The organism is Lacticigenium naphthae DSM 19658 (assembly GCF_000425865.1).
GTDB lineage: Bacteria > Bacillota > Bacilli > Lactobacillales > Carnobacteriaceae_A > Lacticigenium > Lacticigenium naphthae.
Map to the genome: position 1 here is coordinate 1 of NZ_AUEG01000024.1, position 17,215 is coordinate 17,215.

Sequence of the window (17,215 nt, forward strand, 5' to 3'; positions counted from 1 at the left end):
TGATTCGCCAACAACGATCAGCCCCCAATCACATCGTTGATTATTATTATAAACTAAAAAGGCAACCCACCCCCAAGAAGGATAAGGTTGCCACAGTTGCCTGTATGAACAAGCTCCTGAAATGTATGCATTCCATGGTAAGGAACCATACCTCGTACGCTTACACGCACACGGTCTCTAAGACCCATAATATACCTGTAGTATAGCATGAACCTTCTCAGAAAAATATAAAAAGGCTGAGGCTTATTTGGTATGCATTTTTGTCTGAATTAACAATCACTCTTTTGAAAATAGGATTGTTAGTTAATCTTTTGCCTTGACTAAACGTAGGAAAGAGGCTGGGACATAGGTCCCAGCCTCTTTTCTATACGAATTAAAAAATTTAATTTAAGATAATATTTGTGCGCCGACACCAATTAGTCCTGGCCCTGTGTGAACACCTAAAGCTGGACTGACTTGAATCAAATAAAAATCTTCAAAATGGGGAAGTTTTTCTTTTAGCTGTTGCTTGACCATTTCTGCATCTTCACGAACCACTTCTCCACCATATTCTACTGCTAAGTGATATTTTTCAGCATCTCCAACAAAGTCTTCTAGTATTTGGATCGTTTTGTTTAAACTCTTAGTTGTCCCTTTTCCTCTAACTTTTGCAACAGTGTGGTAGATACCTTCTTCATTACATGAAATAATTGGTTTTAAGTTGATCAGTGTCCCAATCATAGAAGAAACCAGCCCTATTCTTCCGCCTTTTTGGAGATATTCTAAAGTAGGAACTTGGAAAAAAACTGTTGATTTTGAAATCGAAGATTTTAATTTTTCTTTAATTTGAGACCACTCTACGTTCTTCTCTACCAATTTGGCAGCTTCGATAGCAATGAACCCACTAGCAATACCTATATTTTTTGAGTCCAGTATAAATACTTCTAATCCTTCATAAGAATCCGCAATCAATCTGACCATATTATGGGTACCACTAAGTCCGCTTGAAATTGTAACAGCGATAACTTTTTCATAACCTTCCGCTTTGATTTCATCAAGCGCATCCCGAATCATTTCACCATCAGGAAGAGATGTTTTTGGTATTTCTTCTTCTAAACGATCAAAAACTTCATGTGCAGTAATTGTCTTCTTATCTATATATTCTCCATCTTTGTAAATAATTTTTAATGGTAAAACTTTCATATTATATTTCCCAACTATTTCATCGGGTACATCTGATCCAGAATCTGTTAATATAGCAATCTTTTGGTCATTCATTTAAATTCCTCCATTATTGTTCTTTTTCCGCTTTGATTTTAGCAATAAATATCTCGCTATATAACTTAGCTGCTGCTGCAATTGTAGCATGTTTCACTAAAAGTGTTTCAGGTTTTACACTTAAATCCAACTTTATATCTGTCTCGTTATTTTCTTTAGTTGAAAAGATTGAACGGATAGCCTTTTCTTGCTCCTCACAAAACAAATCGTAAGATTCTTTTGTCCCAATCAAATTGGCTTGATATACCAATCCCACTTTGATTTCTGAAATAGTCAAAACTTGCTTTAGAATTGTGATAGCTATTAAGAAAGCTACATGCTTTTTAGTATATCTTTTTTTTACTGGTTTTGGCATTAAATCTAATTTTACATAGTTATTTATCATAGACGGGGTGATCAACTTTTCAGCCGAATCTTTTTTAAAAACGGATAAATACTTCTCAATAAAATTTACCATCTGATCCATATATAAATCAAACTCTGGTAAATCTTCCCATCGAGGCAAGGAGAAATGTCTCATCTCTTTTTGCCAGTCTTCAAAATTTTTAATTTCTGATTCCATGGCTTCCCTCCATTAAAATTAGATTATCAGTTATTAAAATTATACCATATACATTCATTAATTACATCATCTGGTTTTCAATACTATATAAAAAACTCTTGCCAAATTTTAGGCAAGAGTTTCATATTTCATGATTCAGGATCAACTGATTTAGTTATTTGCTTCCGATTGGACAATTCTCTGGAAAGACTTCTTGTTTCTTTTTGCAAACTTTCAATTTCAATATCTTTTTCTCTAAGAGTATCTTCATACTCTCTTATTATTTCATCTTTTTCTTGTTGCTGTTCTTCTTTAAATAAATCTAACTCTTCTCTTGCCTCTTTCACGTGCTTCTTCTCTTTATAAATTACCGTGGTCCCTAACAATGTAGCTATTATTGCCCCAATTAGAATAGAAAGAATTATGACTATAATTAACGGCCATTCAAGGACTGCCCAGCCAAAGTTAACAGGAACTGGTTCAACGTTTACTACTGCAAAAACTACCACTAATAATATAAGTACAATAGAAAAAACGATACTCCACTGTCTTTTCATAAAAATCACTCCTCTTTACTTTTATAAGTTTATCTTATCACGAAATTGAAAAAAAAGAGAAATATCCACTCTATTTTAAGTTAAATACAGTATTTGCGAGAGTATCTCCTAAAGAAGGAAATAGTACATAAAATTTGTGAGCAATATTTAAGTAGAACGGAAGATTGATTTCCCGTTTATTTTTTCCCAAAATTTTTATGGTTTTTTTTGCTACCAAATCTGGAGAAAGAATAAATGGCTGCATTGCCTTTTTATAATCTCCAGTTGGATCGAAATGAATGAAAAATTCTGTTTCGACAGGTCCAGTATTTACCGTGGTCAATTTAATGTTGTATTCTTTCAGTTCCAGCCGTAATGAATTTGAGAAGCCTACTATTGCATGTTTAGAAGCACTATAAATTGCAGATTGAGGTGTAGCTATTTTTCCGGCCATTGAACCTATATTTATAATATGACCTTCTTTTTGTTCTATCATTTCTATTGCAACAAGTTGGGTTAAATACATCAAACCTAACACATTTACAGAAAATATTCTTTCAATTGTATTAAAAGATTGTTCAACAAATTTTCCGGTTTCACCATAACCTGCACTGTTGACTAAATAATCTACTTTATCTACAATAGAAAACACTTCTTTTACTGCTCTTTCAATTTGTTCTGGTTGGGAAATGTCTAGCTGGATAATGAATACGGGTGCTTGAGTATATTGCTCACACCTTTTCCTTAATTCTACTAATCTTTCTTCTCTTCTAGCTAGTAGTATAAGACTTGCACCTTTCTTCGCAGAATATAAAGCTATTTTTTCTCCGATACCAGAAGAAGCTCCAACTATCATTATTACTTTTTCAGAAAATTCTGACTGACTATCCATCTATTTTCAACTCCTTATGTAGAGGAATAGAAACATTCATAAAATCATGAGCAATACGCGTGTTTTCAAAAATCTTTTTAGCTTCTAATTCAAGACATTTTATTTCATTTCCAACATAACGTGCACTTAAATGATTGAGAAGTAATAATTGTACATTGGAGTCTTTGGCAATTTGAGCTGCTTCTCCAACGGTAGAATGATTATAATCTTTTGCCATTTTTTTCTCGCTCACATTAAATGTTCCTTCATGAACAAGTACTGTAGCATCTTTAGCTAATTCTTCACTTTTAAGGCATTTTTTTGTATCTCCGAGAATAGTAACAATTCGTCCTTTCTGAGGATTTCCTATGAAATCTCGACCATCTATCTTTCTACCATCTTCCAGCATTACTGTTTTCCCTTGTTTCAACTCTCCGAAAACAGGTCCTGATGGGATATTAAATTGTTTCAGTTTATCAATTTGCAATTTGCCGGGATGGTCATTTTCAACAATTCTATATCCAATCGAGATGATTCCATGTTTTAAGAAACCACAAGATACCTCGAAAGTTTCATCTTTAAACAGCAAACCTTCTTCTGAAATTTCTTTGAAATAAAGTGGATACTTTAAATATGTATGAGACAATTTTAAACTTGTCAGCACATATTGCTTTATGCCTACGGGCCCATAAATGGTTACAGGCGAGTCTCCCCCTTGAAATGCTCGACTACTGAGAAGTCCTGGCAAACCAAATATATGGTCTCCATGCATATGTGTAATAAAAATTTTTTCTATTTTTCTTGGCTTTATAGACGTATGTAGTATTTGTTGCTGTGTTGCTTCACCACAATCAAATAACCAGATACTATTTCTTTCATCCAACAACTTCAGTGCTAAACTTGAAACATTCCTATGCTTAGCAGGTACACCAGATCCAGTTCCTAAAAATGTAATTTCCATTATATAACCTCGATTCACGTTAAGTATAAATAGAGTAAAGAAGAAACCCAAAGTTAACTTATGCGAACAATAAAAGAAAGATAGTAATTCTTTTGTTCTGTTCGCTCCAATTATCTAATTTAGCCATCCGGTAAGAATTTTAAATTAATATACTTGGAAGTACTTTGGGTCTCTTGTTTAATCTGTTGTGTTTATTCTGTTCAATTAACTTAATCTACAAACTCAAATTCGAATTTTTCGATACGGACAATATCTCCATTTTGAGCACCAAGTCTGCGGAGTTCTTCATCTACTCCTAGCCCACGAAGCTGTCTGGCAAAACGCATAGAAGATTCATCATGATCGAAATTAGTCATCTTGAATATTCTTTCAAGTTTATCGCCAGAGAGAACCCAGGTTCCATCTGTTTCATGCGTTACCGTATATTCTGCTTCAGATTCTTCATGTTTGTAAAGTTTCACTTCTTCTAAATCCTCTTCCTCATACATAGGGAATCTTGGAGTTGTTTCAAGTAAGTCTGCTGTTGCTCTTAAAACAGCATTCAACCCTTTTTGAGAAATAGCTGATATAGGATAGACTTTTTTGTCTTCGCCCGTCTGAGCAATTTGCTTTTTGAACTCGATAAGATTATCTTCAGAATCAGGCATATCCATTTTGTTTGCAATAATTAATTGTGGTCGTTCTAATAATTTCAAATCATATTCTTCTAATTCTCGATTTATCTTATTGTAATCATCAAAGGGATCTCTGCCCTCTGAACCACTCATATCTATTACATGCAATATAACACGCGTACGTTCAATATGTTTCAAAAACTCTATTCCTAAACCGACGCCTTGTGAAGCACCTTCAATTAAACCAGGTAAATCAGCCATAACAAAACTACGTCCGTCATCCGTTTCTATCATTCCCAAATTCGGAACCAAGGTAGTGAAATGATACGCAGCAATTTTAGGTCTTGCAGATGAAACCACCGATAGAATAGTAGATTTTCCAACTGAAGGAAATCCGACCAAACCGACATCGGCTAAGACTTTTAATTCTAACTCTATTTCTAAATCTTCTCCTGGTTCACCATTTTCAGCAATTTCAGGTGCTGGGTTTTTGGGAGAAGCAAACCGAATATTCCCTCTGCCACCTCTGCCGCCTCTTGCCACTACTAATTCTTCATCTTGTTCAGTTAAATCTCCAAGTATCTTGCCAGTAATGCCATCTTTCACTATAGTGCCAGGTGGTATTTTTACAATTAAATCTTTCGCACCTCTACCATGCATACCTTTGGTCATACCATTTTGACCACCCTGAGCTTTAAAGTGGCGATTATAGCGGAAGTCCATTAAAGTTCGTAGACCTTCATCTACTCTAAAAAATATACTTCCTCCTTTACCACCATCTCCACCTGCAGGTCCACCATTCGGCACATATTTTTCTCGGCGAAATGCGACCATTCCATTTCCACCATCTCCGGCTTTGACTTGCACATTTACTTGATCTAAAAACATTGACATTATTCATTTCCTCATTTCTTTTCTTTCCTTGAAGTATTAGAAATTCCATTCTCTTCATTTTACAACAAAGAAAGTGAAATAACTAATAAGTGTGTGATTCAATTTAACAATTTTAGTTAACAAATTTCATTTATTTGAACTGGCGTATAAGTGAATTTTTCATAGTTATTCCATAAATCAGTCGAACTTTTTTGAAATGTTTCTTCAATATATTTGTCTGCTTCTTTATTTATTGCCATATTATGAGTGGATTTTGTTACCCAGTTTTCAACATGTTTGTAACAAGGGCTCTGCATTTTGACTATAGTTACATTTAATTCAGTATCAACAGATATAAAAAACTTTGAACTTTTATTTTGCTGAATCAACTTAATTTCTTCACACGAGTAGATACTACAAAATTCATCTAAGCTACTTCCACTCGAGATAAAAGCATCCGCGGTTGCAAGATGAAAATTAAGAGACACCTGCGTGACTTCAGATAAGATGGGCCTACTGTTAGTAGGATCAAACATTTTCGCCGTACAATTGACCTCATTAATATGAATCAGGTTTGTATTATTCCTGTTTATATAGTATAGATTAGTAAAACCTTTGTGAACTAAAATTTTCATTAAATCTAATAAGTCACTTGTTACATTTTCAAAAACAATTTTTTTCCATCGATAATTTTCCCAATTTAAAGAGAATGTTTCAATGATATCAAAAAAAGGATGCGAATAATTAGGGATGATTTTATCATCTAATTTGATGTTTATGCTATAAGAAATTACTTCTTTAAAGAGATTTTTTAAAGCTAGCCCAATACTATCCGCGGCAATGGCATAGTTAATAGCCGTTTCAAACTGAGTAATAGACTCAAAAGGGCTATGCATATTTTGGTTTTCCACTGAAGAAATCTTCAAAAGATGACGTACGACCTCTTTATTAAATAAACTGTAGGAATCGGAAATTATCTCAGCCATATCTTTTTTATAAAACATAGTAAGGTACCTTAAAAAATCACCATGGCTGAAATAATTTTCATCTACATTCAAGTAATATTCAGTTCGTTCGCTAGTCGCTAAAATTAATGTTTCTTCTACACCAACCAATTTTTTTATGGCTAATAATTGCTCAGTAACACCAAATTTGTTCATTACTAAGTAATCTTTTTCGAAAGAGGAAACAGAATTATAGCCCACACCATATAAAAGTAATTTCAATGTGATCATCCTATTCATAATTTTAATCTAATCTCAACAAACCATCATTTTAAATAAGACTCAATAATCTTCCATGACTCAGCTTTTCCTTCGTTTTTTTCTGTTGAAAAAACAACGAAATGGTCTGATTCATTAAAGTTAAAAGCTTTTTTTATTTGTTGGGTATGTTTATTTTTTTTTGAAGGAGATATTTTATCAGATTTTGTTGCTACGACTAAAACAGGTAACTCGAAATATTTCAAAAATTCATACATTTGAATATCATCCGAAGTAGGTACATGACGAAAATCAACCACTAAAACCGTAAGAGCTAACGGTTCACGTTGGGAAAAGTAGGTATTCATCATTTCTCCCCATTTTTCTCGCTCTGTTTTTGATACTTTTGCGTATCCATAACCCGGAACATCAACAAAAAAGAATTTATTTTCAATTTTATAAAAATTAATAGTCCGCGTTTTTCCAGGTTTACTCGATGTTCTTGCTAATTTTTTCCGGTTAATTAGACTATTAATATAAGAAGACTTCCCTACGTTTGATCTTCCTGCCAGGGCAATTTCAGGCAAGCCTTCATTTGGATACTGAGCGGGGGAGACAGCACTTATCGTTATTTCAGCTTGATTGACTTTCATATCTCTAACTCCTCAAATTTTGTCTTTATCATTTTAACACATTAATAAGAATCTTCCTAATTTTTGTAATATGTGTAATAAATTAAATGAAAAAAAAAGAAATGGAAGTAGAATTGATTCCATTTCTTTTTGATAACATTCTATTCAATTAACTTACTTGTTCTCCATCTTTATTAAATAAATGAGGAGAACCTTCACCTAAAACAGTTTCTTTATTTATTACTACTTTGCTGATATCTGTTCTACTTGGTATCTCGAACATGATATCCAGCATATTGCTTTCAATAATGGAACGTAACCCTCTAGCTCCAGTATTTCTTTCAATTGCTTTTCGAGCAATTTCCCTTAAAGCTTCTTCTTCAAACTCTAATTCAACATTATCGATTTTTAGCAATTTCTTGTACTGTTTAATCAGTGCATTTTTTGGTTGAGTAAGAATTTGGACTAAATCATCTTCAGTCAATTTTTCTAGTACAGCAGTAATCGGGAGTCTTCCAATAAATTCTGGAATCAATCCAAATTTCAGTAGATCTTCTGGAATAATTTGTTGCATGAGCGTTTTTTTCTCATCCATCTTTTTGCGTTCGGATGATCCAAAACCAATAACTTTATCACCCAAGCGATTTTTTACCATTGTTTCAATACCGTCAAAAGCCCCACCGACAATAAACAAAATATTGGTTGTATCAATTTGAATGAGTTCTTGCTGGGGATGTTTACGTCCACCTTGTGGAGGAACGCTAGCTACTGTTCCTTCTAAGATTTTCAACAGTGCTTGTTGAACTCCTTCTCCACTTACATCTCTCGTAATTGATACATTTTCGCTCTTGCGAGCTATTTTATCTATTTCATCTACATAAATAATTCCTTTTTGTGCTCTTTCGACATCATAGTCAGCAGATTGCAACAGTTTCAAAAGAATATTTTCGACATCTTCTCCTACATATCCAGCTTCTGTCAAACTAGTAGCATCCGCAATCGCAAAAGGTACATTTAGAATTCTTGCCAAAGTTTGAGCCAAATATGTTTTACCAGATCCTGTTGGTCCAATTAAACAAATATTACTTTTTTGTAATTCTACAGGCTCTTCTTCAGTTTCATTGATCCCGCTATCGTTTATTCTTTTATAATGATTATACACAGCGACAGATAAAGATTTTTTAGCTGAGTCTTGCCCTATAATGTAATCACTTAAAATCTCTCTAATTTCGTGTGGTTTGGGGACATTTATTTCTCCAGTAAACTCTCCCTGATTTAATTCTTCATCTATGATATCTTTACATAAATCGATGCATTCATCACAAATGTAGACCCCAGGTCCAGCTACTATTTTTCTAACTTGCTCTTGAGATTTTCCGCAAAATGAACACGAAATATTAGTGTTGTTTTCTTCGTCATTAAACATTGATTCATGCACCTCTATTTCTTTAAACTTTCTCTTTTTAATCTAGCAATAAAAAAACTCTCCAAACAGTTTAAAAAAGAAGAACTTCATTACCGAAGCTCTTCTTTATAAAACTTCTTAGATCACTGCTTCACAGAAATTATTCTCCTGTTTTTTCTTCATCTTCTGCTTCTAATTTTTCGTTTGCTGTAGAAGTAATCAAATCAATTGCTTTTTTCATTGCAATATCATGTTTGAGCATATCGTCTGATAAAGCGGCACTCACATTTTCTTCTGTCATATTGTATTCTTTTGCAAGGTTTTGAATTTCTGCTGCCATTTCTTCTTCAGATGCTTCTAAGTTTTCTTTTTCAACGATAGCTTCTAAAACTAGGTTAGTACGAACGCGGAATTCTGCGTCACCTTCCATTTGCTTATGCAAATCTTCTTCAGAAGTACCAGTGATTTGGTAGTACATTTCAGGTGAAATACCTTGGCGTTGCATATTGTTTAAGAAGATATCCATTTGACGATGAACTTCATCATGTGACATCGCATGTGGAATTTCTTCGATAGTAGCATTTTCTACTGCTTCACGGATTGCTTCATCTTCAACAGCTTCATCTGCAGCATTATTTCTGCCTTCTTCTAATTGCTTACGGATTTTTTCTTTTAATTCAGTTAATGATTCTACTTCTTCATCAACATCTTTAGCAAATTCATCATCTAATTCGGGCAGTTCTTTTGCTTTCACTTCATGAACTTTCACTTTAAATGTAACTTCATTTCCAGCTAAATCTTTCTCTTGATATTCTTCTGGGAAGGTTACTTTAATTTCTTTTTCATCTCCAGCTTTTGCTCCAACTAACTGTTCTTCAAATCCTGGAATAAATGATTGAGAACCTAATTCTAGTGAATGATTTTCGCCTTTTCCGCCTTCAAAAGCTTCGTCATCTTTGAATCCTTCATAGTCAATGACTAGTGTATCGCCTAATTCGGCTGCCTCTTCTTTAACTACTAATTCAGCTTGTTGTTCACGCTTATTTTCTAAATTTGTTTCAACAGCTTCATCGGTCACTTTACGATCTTGAATATGAACATCTAAGTCTTTATATTGTCCCAATTTAACTTCGGGTTTCAATGTAACTTTTGCTTCGACTTCCCAATCCGCATCTTTCTCCATGCTTTTAACATCAATATGCGGTTGTTCTACTGGGTCAATACCTGCTTCTTCAATAGCTTTAGAATAAGCATCTGGTAGTAAATCATTTAGAGTATCTTCATAAAGTGCTGCTTCTCCATACATGTTGTTAAACATTTGTCTAGGTAGACGGCCTTTACGGAATCCAGGAACATTTAATGTTTTTCTTACTTTATTAAATGTTTTATCTAACCCTTCTTCTATTTTTTTTTGTTCAATTGTAAAAGTTAATACTCCTGTTGTTGCACCTGTTTTTTCAAATTTCACTGACATAAACAATACCTCCGAAATTTCTATTTTAATTCACTTTTGACACACTTACATACCCAATTAGTTTACACTACTATTTTAACAATGTAAACAAAAAACAGCTTTTTACTTTCTATCTCTTAAGTTTGATTGTATTTAGCTTCAAATAGATGAATAAATTCAAAATTTTCTTTGCTTTTTTTATGCACATTCACTCTTTTACCAATCAGGGTAGGCTCGTATTTTTCTACGTAAAGCTGCACCCACTCTCGAGGATACGGGATCGTCTCATCTATAAACGGAAACAAGAAAAGAAAATGATAATTCACTTCTTTTTTTATGAGCTGATAGAAAGAAGGGTTTTTGTCCATAAGTTCATCTAAAAGATTGTTTATTGTTTTGGCTGTTTCGTTTTCCTCTAGAGTACCTAATTGGATAGGGCAAATCTCTTTTTGTGTATCCATCCAGATCATTTGATAAGAATGAGCATCATTGTATTGAATTAAATAAGCTAGAAAACTATTTCGAGCTAAAACATTGACGTAAGGATTGGTTAGTATTGAAGGAGAAACTTCTCGTAGATCTTGCAGATTAAATACTCTCGCTTCCTCCATCCAATACAATTGTTCGTAAACTGTTTTAACGCTCAAAGAAGTTAACTCTTTTTTTATTTTTATTTTATATTCTCTTTTTTTCTTGTTCTCTATTTCTTTTTCCTGGTATAACTTTAGTTCTAAATTAGTATGTTTTTCTTCTGAAGCAGAACTCAAAAAAATCTTTTTAGTATCCAGTAATCTTTTAGCTTTAATAAAATTTTTAATTTCTATGAGTATTGAAATATACAGAAAAAGAGCCTCTGCAGTTTCAAAAAAATCGATTTCTCTTTTATTAGCTATTTCCAAAGCTTTTTCATATTTTTCCAAATCAAACAATATATTTGCATATAGTATTGCATTCTCAGTTGAAGAATTTAATTCAAAAGCTTTTACAACATATTTTTCTGCTTCAAATATTCTTCCTTCTTCTATAAATTGACGGGCAATTCTTTTGTAATGACTATCGTCCTGGATTTCTGTTATTTTTTTCATATAATCGAACCTTCTTTAATATAATTAAAAAAAGCCAAGACAAGTGTCTCAGCAATTTAAGTTTGTTCACTAACTTCATTAGTTGGTTCATTACTATTCGTTACGTATTCTTCGATATCTTTAAAATTCACAATTGTTTTTTCTTCTACGAGATCATGCATTTTTTCGGAAGACTCATTCCATTTGATTAGGACTACTGCACTATTCGTTAGTAGTTTTTCAATGACTCCACGCATTTTTTCTCCTCTAAAAGAAAAAAGGATCTCATCGCCTACTTCAGGTCTGAAACTCTCTTTAATTTCTTCAATCATTTCAACTGCTTCATTATAAGGTAATCCAAGTAAATTTGCAATTCGTGAGTTGCTGGCTCCTTTTCTTAACTCGGTTTCTACTAAAGATTGTATTTCTGGTGTAATCATATTTGCCATTTCATTTACTCCCCACTTCAATAATTTGCATGATAATTTGTTAATCTAATTTTCATTATATCATAATAAAATTCAAATTTCGAGACTAATTGAAAAGGATTTCTTTTCAATTGATCGTATCTCCACAAATTTAACATATTTTTCGTCACAGATACTCAAAAGACCGAAACGCAGAAGCGTTCCGGTCTTACAAGTGCGTGTCCCCATCTTATACATACAAGCTTAACTCTCAGATTCTTTCGGACCTGTCATTACCCTTACACTTTTTCAATCTATTGATTATAGGAGACACGCATTATATTTGTGGCACTCTCGTTTGTTGAATCGATTTTCATTAACTTGTTGCAAAGTTTCCTTTGTTTCACTCTAACTACTACTCTTTTTAACATTTACTTCTTGTTCGAAATACCGAGAGTGCCACTTCGTAGGACAGCAAGTTGCGGCTGTCTCACTCTTGAACCAATAAATGGTTCTTACATAAAGAGCGATATGCCAATACAATCTCTTTTAAAGCATGTCCCTCTTTACACTTATAATATAACATGAAAGCGAATACAAAACAACTCTTTTTACCTCTTTTTTTTATTATTTTTATGAATTTTTTTTAGATTGTATCAAGAAAAATATGGATCGTTTATTATTACCACACTATAGTTTTTCTTACAGTTTATTTATTGTTATTCATAAGAAAAATTGAATTTCGAGACTAATTGAAAAGGATTTCTTTTCGATTGATCGTATCTCCACAAATTCAGCTTGTTTTTCGTCACGGATACTCAAAAGACCGAAACGCAGAAGCGTTCCGGTCTTACAAGTGCGTGTCCCCATCTTATACATACAAGCTTAATTCTCAGATTCTTTCGGACCTGTCATTACCCTTACACTTTTTCAATCTATTGATTATAGGAGACACGCATTATATTTGTGGCACTCTCGTTTGTTGAATCGATTTTCATTAACTTGTTGCAAAGTTTCCTTTGTTTCACTCTAACTACTACTCTTTTTAACATCTACTTCTTGTTCGAAATATTGAGAGTGCCACTTCGTAGGACAGCAAGTTGCAGCTGTCTCACTCTTGAACCAATAAATGGTTCTTATAAAGAGCGATATGCCAGTACAATCTCTTTTGAAGCATGTCCCTCTTTACACTTATAATATAACATGAAAGCGAATACAAAACAACCCTTTTTACCTATTTTTTATTATTTTTCGCAAATATTTTTTGTGCTTTCTATTCAAAAAAATAATTGCTTGGTCATTTTCTTTCCACTGTTTTTTTGGATCCTTACTCGCATTGTATTCTTTTCTGTTGTTTCAAAAATACTACCCGATATCAATACCGGATGAGTTCCTACAAACGTAGCTTGTAATACAAAAGAACCTCTTAGCGATTTTTGGCTGATCCAGCGTATCAGTCTCGTTTTTACTTATCCCTATTAATTTTAAGCAAGTATGTGCCTATACTATACAATCCACTTACTTAAAGATATTTATAAGTCGGATGGTGTAATAATACCCAGTAAATTTTCGGTTGATTTTCCATTTTCTGTAATCATAAGTGCTTCTAATTTTTTGTTTTTTATCATTAAATCACTAGCGGTTTGAATGGGCATTCCTTGACGAATAAACAGGTAATTATCCGAAGAATATTCTTTTTCTAAAATATCCTTTATTTGGACATCTAATAAATTATTAGTATGGTCATAGCTGTGTTTTGCAATCCAATAAATGATCCCTTTTGCTGTTAAAACATCTTTGAATTGCTTTTGTTGGTATATAGGAAAATGCCCAGCCTTTTCCAGTTTGATTTTTTCAAAAACTTTTTGTAAGGAATCTGTTTCTTGAAACGTTATGACATTTCTTTTGAATCTCGGATAAATTGCTGTAGGATGGCTGATTTCTTCTTCCATTTGTTCAATTTCTTTCAAAATTTCGTCAGTTGGATCAGCTAAATATACGCCCGGTTTCCATTTGTTATGGACCAAAACATTTCGTAAATCAGCAAAAATTTGAAGTGCTTGTTTATGTTTTTTGACCGCATCATTTCGCTTTTCAGCGCGTTCTAATAATTCATAAAAGGGTAAGTAACCATTTTCACCGATTAAGTGATTTAAGTGTTGGTGAATTCGATTGAATGTCGCTAAAAATTTTTCTGCATTTTCCATTTGATTACTCTCCTTCATTTTTTAACATCTGAATAAAAAGCTTTGTATACAATACGAACGATAAAAGCAAGAATCCCCCTACAATTATAACTATATTGTATACTAGATTTGTTTCCATATCAGGAAACAAAACCAAAATAAATGTTGATAAATAGAATACTATTGTAGAAATTTTTCCAAACCATTTTGCTCCTTCTAATTTTTTTCCTTTTTTCAATAACACTAAGTCAAATATAAACATAGAAGTTTCTTTTGCCAGTAATAGCAACAACAAATAAATAATAAAATTCCATCGCAACACTAAACAAATCACTATAGCTAATTGAGTGAGTTTATCCGCAATAGGATCGAGTGCTTTCCCGAGTTCAGTTATTTGGTCAAATATTCTAGCTATTTTTCCATCCACAGCATCCGTTAGTCCTGAGAGAAATAATATGCTTGCGGGTATATAAGAGGGTACGCTAGATTGAATAAAGTAATAAACAAAAAATGGTATCAATATTATTCTAAAATAAGATAGCAAATTAGGTATAGTTATCCAATCTTTTTTAATCATATCGAGCCCCCCTATATAATAAAAAAAGCTACTTACCTTGATTTCATTGGTAAGCAGCTTTTAGATTAGTGGAAGATAAGGGATTTGAACCCTTGCACGAGATGAATCGCCTAACGGTTTTCGAGACCGTCCCCTTCAGCCGGACTTGGGTAATCTTCCTTAAACACAAATCTAATTATAACTTAACCTACCAATACTTTCAATTATTTTTTATGGATAAATTTCATCAGATGTGTATAAAAATTAATAGAAGGAGTAACGGTGTTACTCCTTCTATTAATTTTATCACTGAATTCCTTCTTTTAAGAATCACTAATCACAAACTGTTTATTGTTTATCTATGTAATCATCTTATCAAATTGACAGGCTTCAGTAAATCAAGAACACTTTTCTTCCTTTCTTTCGGAAATAGTGAGAATGAATGGGGAAAGTTTGAAGAGCCTCTGTTTATCGATAATAAGAATTTAGAATATTTATTATTTATAACTAAAAAAGAGCCGATCGGTTTAGTGAAACTAAACCGATCGGCTCTTTTTTAGATTACCTTTTATGTTTCAGGAGGGATTCGAACCCCCGACCGTTCGCTTAGAAGGCGAATGCTCTATCCAACTGAGCTACTGAAACAATTTAAATATCGCAACAAAGATTATTATATACATTATTTATTAATAAGTCAATACTCAATCTTGTTTTTTTATTTTAAATCTAATTTCAATCTATGATCACCATCCGGAAAGCATCCGTTTATAGTTGATAAAACAATCTCCTCAAGGTTCTATCAGCAGTTCAATTCTTGAGGAGAGGTAATCAAACCAATTCTTTTTTTAATAAAGATTCATGTATTTAGCTTTTTCCCATTCTGTTACTTGAGTAGCATATTCATTCCACTCGATATATTTTGTGTTAACAAAGTTTTTGTAAATATGCGTACCCAGGGCTTCTTTAATAATGTCGTCTTTACTTAACGCTTCTAATGCAGAAAGCAAATTACTCGGCAATTGTTTAATCCCTTTTTTTTCTAGTTCACTATTTTTCATCTCATAAATATTTTCTTTTATAGAGTTTGATACTGTAATTTCATTTTTGATTCCATCTATACCCGCTTTAAGCAACACAGCTAAAGCTAGATAAGGATTTGCTGCAGGGTCCACACTTCGTAGCTCAATTCGTGTGGAATTCTCTCTTGAAGATGGAACGCGAATCAGAGGTGATCTATTACAATTGCTCCAAGCAATATATACGGGTGCTTCATAACCTGGAACTAATCGTTTATAAGAGTTCACAATAGGATTACATACTGCTGTATAAGCCGGAGCATGTTCTAATAACCCACCCAAGAATTGATAAGCTATTTTGCTTAATCCAATGCTATCTTCTTTATCATAAAATGCATTTCCATTTTCGTTAAACAAAGACATATTAAAATGCATTCCCGATCCATTTATTCCCTGAATAGGTTTAGGCATAAACGTTGCATGCAAACCATATTTCCGAGCTACTGTTTTCACAATCAATTTAAATGTTTGAATATTGTCACAGGCTTCAACCGCATCAGCGTATTTCCAATCTATTTCGTGTTGTCCTGGAGCAGCTTCGTGGTGACTCGCTTCAATTTCAAATCCTAGTTCTTCTAGTTCTAAAACAATTTCTCTTCTACAATTTTCTCCTGAATCCGTTGGGGCTAAATCGAAATAGCCTCCGTTATCATTTAATTTCTCAGTAGGATTATGTTGATCATCTAATTTGAACAAGAAAAATTCTGGTTCCGGTCCCAAATTAAACTCAGTAAATCCTAATTCTCCCAATTCTTTTAGAACTCTTTTCAAATTGCTACGAGGATCACCAGCAAATGGTGTGCCATCTGGATGTTTGATATCGCATATTAAACGAGCCACTTTTCCTTTTTTACTCGAGTCTACCTCCCAAGAAAAAATTAACCACGTTGAAAGATCTGGGCTTAAATACATATCACTTTCTTCAATTCTGACAAATCCTTCGATGGAGGAACCGTCAAACATCATTTTATTATCTAATACTTTATCTAATTGACTAATAGGTACTTCTACATTTTTAATTGTCCCCAGTATGTCCGTAAACATCAATCTTAAATAACGAACGTTGTTCACTTTGGCCTCTTTTTTTATTTGATTAACTGTTATATTTTTCATCTTGTCGCCCCTCAAATGAACTATACCAATAAATGGTATGTCTTTTATTTTTTATGTATTAATTAAATCACTCTCTTATACTATCAGCGTTATCATGCAGTGTCAACTGTTTTATTTTTATTTCACGAAATAAAAACTGTGAAAGTTATCTATACCAATTTCTTTTAAGCAATCGAGTAGGAGGTAAATAATTAATTTATTTACCGTCCTCTCACACCACCGTACGTACGGTTCCGTATACGGCGGTTCAATATCTTAAGTAAGCAGACTCTGCCAGGTTACGTAGTGAAACTACGTTCCACCGGTAGAGTCTTTTCGTTGTAAGCACCCAATGAACCTCAGGTGTTTTTGACAGTCTCCAGTATTTCTTTCTGGAGTAGCCAATACGCTTAGCACTGTCCATATCTAGACCTAAGCGCATTAATCTGCTAATCTTAGTACGTGGATTTTTCCATCTCTTTAAAATTA

The 17,215-nt window shown here is 33.2% G+C and carries 15 protein-coding genes, 2 tRNA genes and 1 pseudogene; 1 reads left to right on the forward strand and 17 read right to left on the reverse strand.

Annotated elements, in window-relative coordinates; translation table 11 throughout:
- Nucleotides 1-206 (forward strand): annotated as a pseudogene (locus H626_RS11665) (IS110 family RNA-guided transposase); the annotation flags it as partial.
- A 181-nt stretch (nt 207-387) separates the two neighbouring features.
- Here H626_RS11665 and H626_RS0109170 read toward each other — a convergent pair.
- The 17 genes from H626_RS0109170 to glnA form a co-directional block, all read right to left on the reverse strand.
- Nucleotides 388-1,257, reverse strand: a complete 870-nt coding sequence (locus H626_RS0109170) for a DegV family protein (RefSeq protein ID WP_027109102.1) — start codon at nt 1,255-1,257, stop codon at nt 388-390.
- A 13-nt stretch (nt 1,258-1,270) separates the two neighbouring features.
- Entirely contained in the window at nt 1,271-1,819 is a 549-nt protein-coding gene (locus tag H626_RS0109175) for a DUF1836 domain-containing protein (RefSeq protein WP_027109103.1), read from the reverse strand.
- A 128-nt stretch (nt 1,820-1,947) separates the two neighbouring features.
- Nucleotides 1,948-2,355 carry a lipopolysaccharide assembly protein LapA domain-containing protein gene (locus H626_RS0109180; RefSeq protein ID WP_027109104.1) on the reverse strand — a complete coding sequence of 136 codons (408 nt, stop codon included), beginning with the start codon at nt 2,353-2,355 and terminating at the stop codon, nt 1,948-1,950.
- 70 nt (nt 2,356-2,425) lie between these two features.
- On the reverse strand, nt 2,426-3,226 hold the full coding sequence (locus H626_RS0109185) for an SDR family NAD(P)-dependent oxidoreductase (RefSeq protein ID WP_027109105.1): 801 nt from the start codon (nt 3,224-3,226) through the stop codon (nt 2,426-2,428).
- Nucleotides 3,219-4,166 (reverse strand): ribonuclease Z, encoded by a 948-nt coding sequence (gene rnz, locus H626_RS0109190; RefSeq protein ID WP_027109106.1) that lies wholly within the window; start codon nt 4,164-4,166, stop codon nt 3,219-3,221. Before rnz ends, H626_RS0109185 begins: the two co-directional genes overlap by 8 nt.
- Before the next feature lie 209 nt (nt 4,167-4,375).
- A complete protein-coding gene (gene obgE / locus H626_RS0109195; protein WP_027109107.1) occupies nt 4,376-5,674 on the reverse strand; it encodes a GTPase ObgE in 1,299 nt (432 codons plus the stop codon).
- A gap of 116 nt (nt 5,675-5,790) precedes the next feature.
- A complete protein-coding gene (locus H626_RS0109200; RefSeq protein WP_027109108.1) occupies nt 5,791-6,879 on the reverse strand; it encodes a glutamyl-tRNA reductase in 1,089 nt (362 codons plus the stop codon).
- Between the two features lie 44 nt (nt 6,880-6,923).
- A complete protein-coding gene (yihA, locus tag H626_RS0109205) occupies nt 6,924-7,508 on the reverse strand; it encodes a ribosome biogenesis GTP-binding protein YihA/YsxC (protein WP_027109109.1) in 585 nt (194 codons plus the stop codon).
- Nucleotides 7,509-7,656: 148 nt separating this feature from the next.
- Nucleotides 7,657-8,913, reverse strand: a complete 1,257-nt coding sequence (clpX, locus tag H626_RS0109210) for an ATP-dependent protease ATP-binding subunit ClpX (RefSeq protein ID WP_027109110.1) — start codon at nt 8,911-8,913, stop codon at nt 7,657-7,659.
- Between the two features lie 139 nt (nt 8,914-9,052).
- Complete coding sequence (gene tig / locus H626_RS11040) at nt 9,053-10,366, reverse strand: trigger factor (protein ID WP_051237931.1); 1,314 nt, start codon at nt 10,364-10,366, stop codon at nt 9,053-9,055.
- A 116-nt stretch (nt 10,367-10,482) separates the two neighbouring features.
- The gene (locus H626_RS0109220) at nt 10,483-11,430 is read right to left on the reverse strand and encodes a tetratricopeptide repeat protein (RefSeq protein ID WP_027109111.1); all 948 of its coding nucleotides are present in this window, start codon (nt 11,428-11,430) and stop codon (nt 10,483-10,485) included.
- A 56-nt stretch (nt 11,431-11,486) separates the two neighbouring features.
- Entirely contained in the window at nt 11,487-11,858 is a 372-nt protein-coding gene (locus H626_RS0109225; protein WP_027109112.1) for a DUF2187 family protein, read from the reverse strand.
- 1,490 nt (nt 11,859-13,348) lie between these two features.
- Complete coding sequence (locus H626_RS0109230; RefSeq protein WP_027109113.1) at nt 13,349-14,023, reverse strand: CBS domain-containing protein; 675 nt, start codon at nt 14,021-14,023, stop codon at nt 13,349-13,351.
- Between the two features lie 4 nt (nt 14,024-14,027).
- On the reverse strand, nt 14,028-14,579 hold the full coding sequence (locus H626_RS0109235) for a CDP-alcohol phosphatidyltransferase family protein (RefSeq protein ID WP_027109114.1): 552 nt from the start codon (nt 14,577-14,579) through the stop codon (nt 14,028-14,030).
- Between the two features lie 69 nt (nt 14,580-14,648).
- A tRNA-Ser gene (locus tag H626_RS0109240) sits at nt 14,649-14,738 on the reverse strand.
- Between the two features lie 391 nt (nt 14,739-15,129).
- Nucleotides 15,130-15,203: transfer RNA gene (locus tag H626_RS0109250), tRNA-Arg, on the reverse strand.
- Between the two features lie 200 nt (nt 15,204-15,403).
- Nucleotides 15,404-16,747, reverse strand: a complete 1,344-nt coding sequence (gene glnA, locus H626_RS0109255; protein WP_027109116.1) for a type I glutamate--ammonia ligase — start codon at nt 16,745-16,747, stop codon at nt 15,404-15,406.
- Between the last annotated feature and the right edge of the window lie 468 nt (nt 16,748-17,215).

Excerpts from the sequence above, each read along its gene's own strand:
- H626_RS0109170 (WP_027109102.1), bottom strand. The coding sequence starts at position 1,257 with ATGAATGACCAAAAGATTGCTATATTAACAGATTCTGGATCAGATGTA.
- H626_RS0109175 (WP_027109103.1), bottom strand. The coding sequence starts at position 1,819 with ATGGAATCAGAAATTAAAAATTTTGAAGACTGGCAAAAAGAGATGAGA.
- H626_RS0109180 (WP_027109104.1), bottom strand. The coding sequence starts at position 2,355 with ATGAAAAGACAGTGGAGTATCGTTTTTTCTATTGTACTTATATTATTA.
- H626_RS0109185 (WP_027109105.1), bottom strand. The coding sequence starts at position 3,226 with ATGGATAGTCAGTCAGAATTTTCTGAAAAAGTAATAATGATAGTTGGA.
- rnz (WP_027109106.1), bottom strand. The coding sequence starts at position 4,166 with ATGGAAATTACATTTTTAGGAACTGGATCTGGTGTACCTGCTAAGCAT.
- obgE (WP_027109107.1), bottom strand. The coding sequence starts at position 5,674 with ATGTCAATGTTTTTAGATCAAGTAAATGTGCAAGTCAAAGCCGGAGAT.
- yihA (WP_027109109.1), bottom strand. The coding sequence starts at position 7,508 with ATGAAAGTCAATCAAGCTGAAATAACGATAAGTGCTGTCTCCCCCGCT.
- clpX (WP_027109110.1), bottom strand. The coding sequence starts at position 8,913 with ATGTTTAATGACGAAGAAAACAACACTAATATTTCGTGTTCATTTTGC.
- tig (WP_051237931.1), bottom strand. The coding sequence starts at position 10,366 with ATGTCAGTGAAATTTGAAAAAACAGGTGCAACAACAGGAGTATTAACT.
- H626_RS0109220 (WP_027109111.1), bottom strand. The coding sequence starts at position 11,430 with ATGAAAAAAATAACAGAAATCCAGGACGATAGTCATTACAAAAGAATT.
- H626_RS0109225 (WP_027109112.1), bottom strand. The coding sequence starts at position 11,858 with ATGGCAAATATGATTACACCAGAAATACAATCTTTAGTAGAAACCGAG.
- H626_RS0109230 (WP_027109113.1), bottom strand. The coding sequence starts at position 14,023 with ATGGAAAATGCAGAAAAATTTTTAGCGACATTCAATCGAATTCACCAA.
- H626_RS0109235 (WP_027109114.1), bottom strand. The coding sequence starts at position 14,579 with ATGATTAAAAAAGATTGGATAACTATACCTAATTTGCTATCTTATTTT.
- glnA (WP_027109116.1), bottom strand. The coding sequence starts at position 16,747 with ATGAAAAATATAACAGTTAATCAAATAAAAAAAGAGGCCAAAGTGAAC.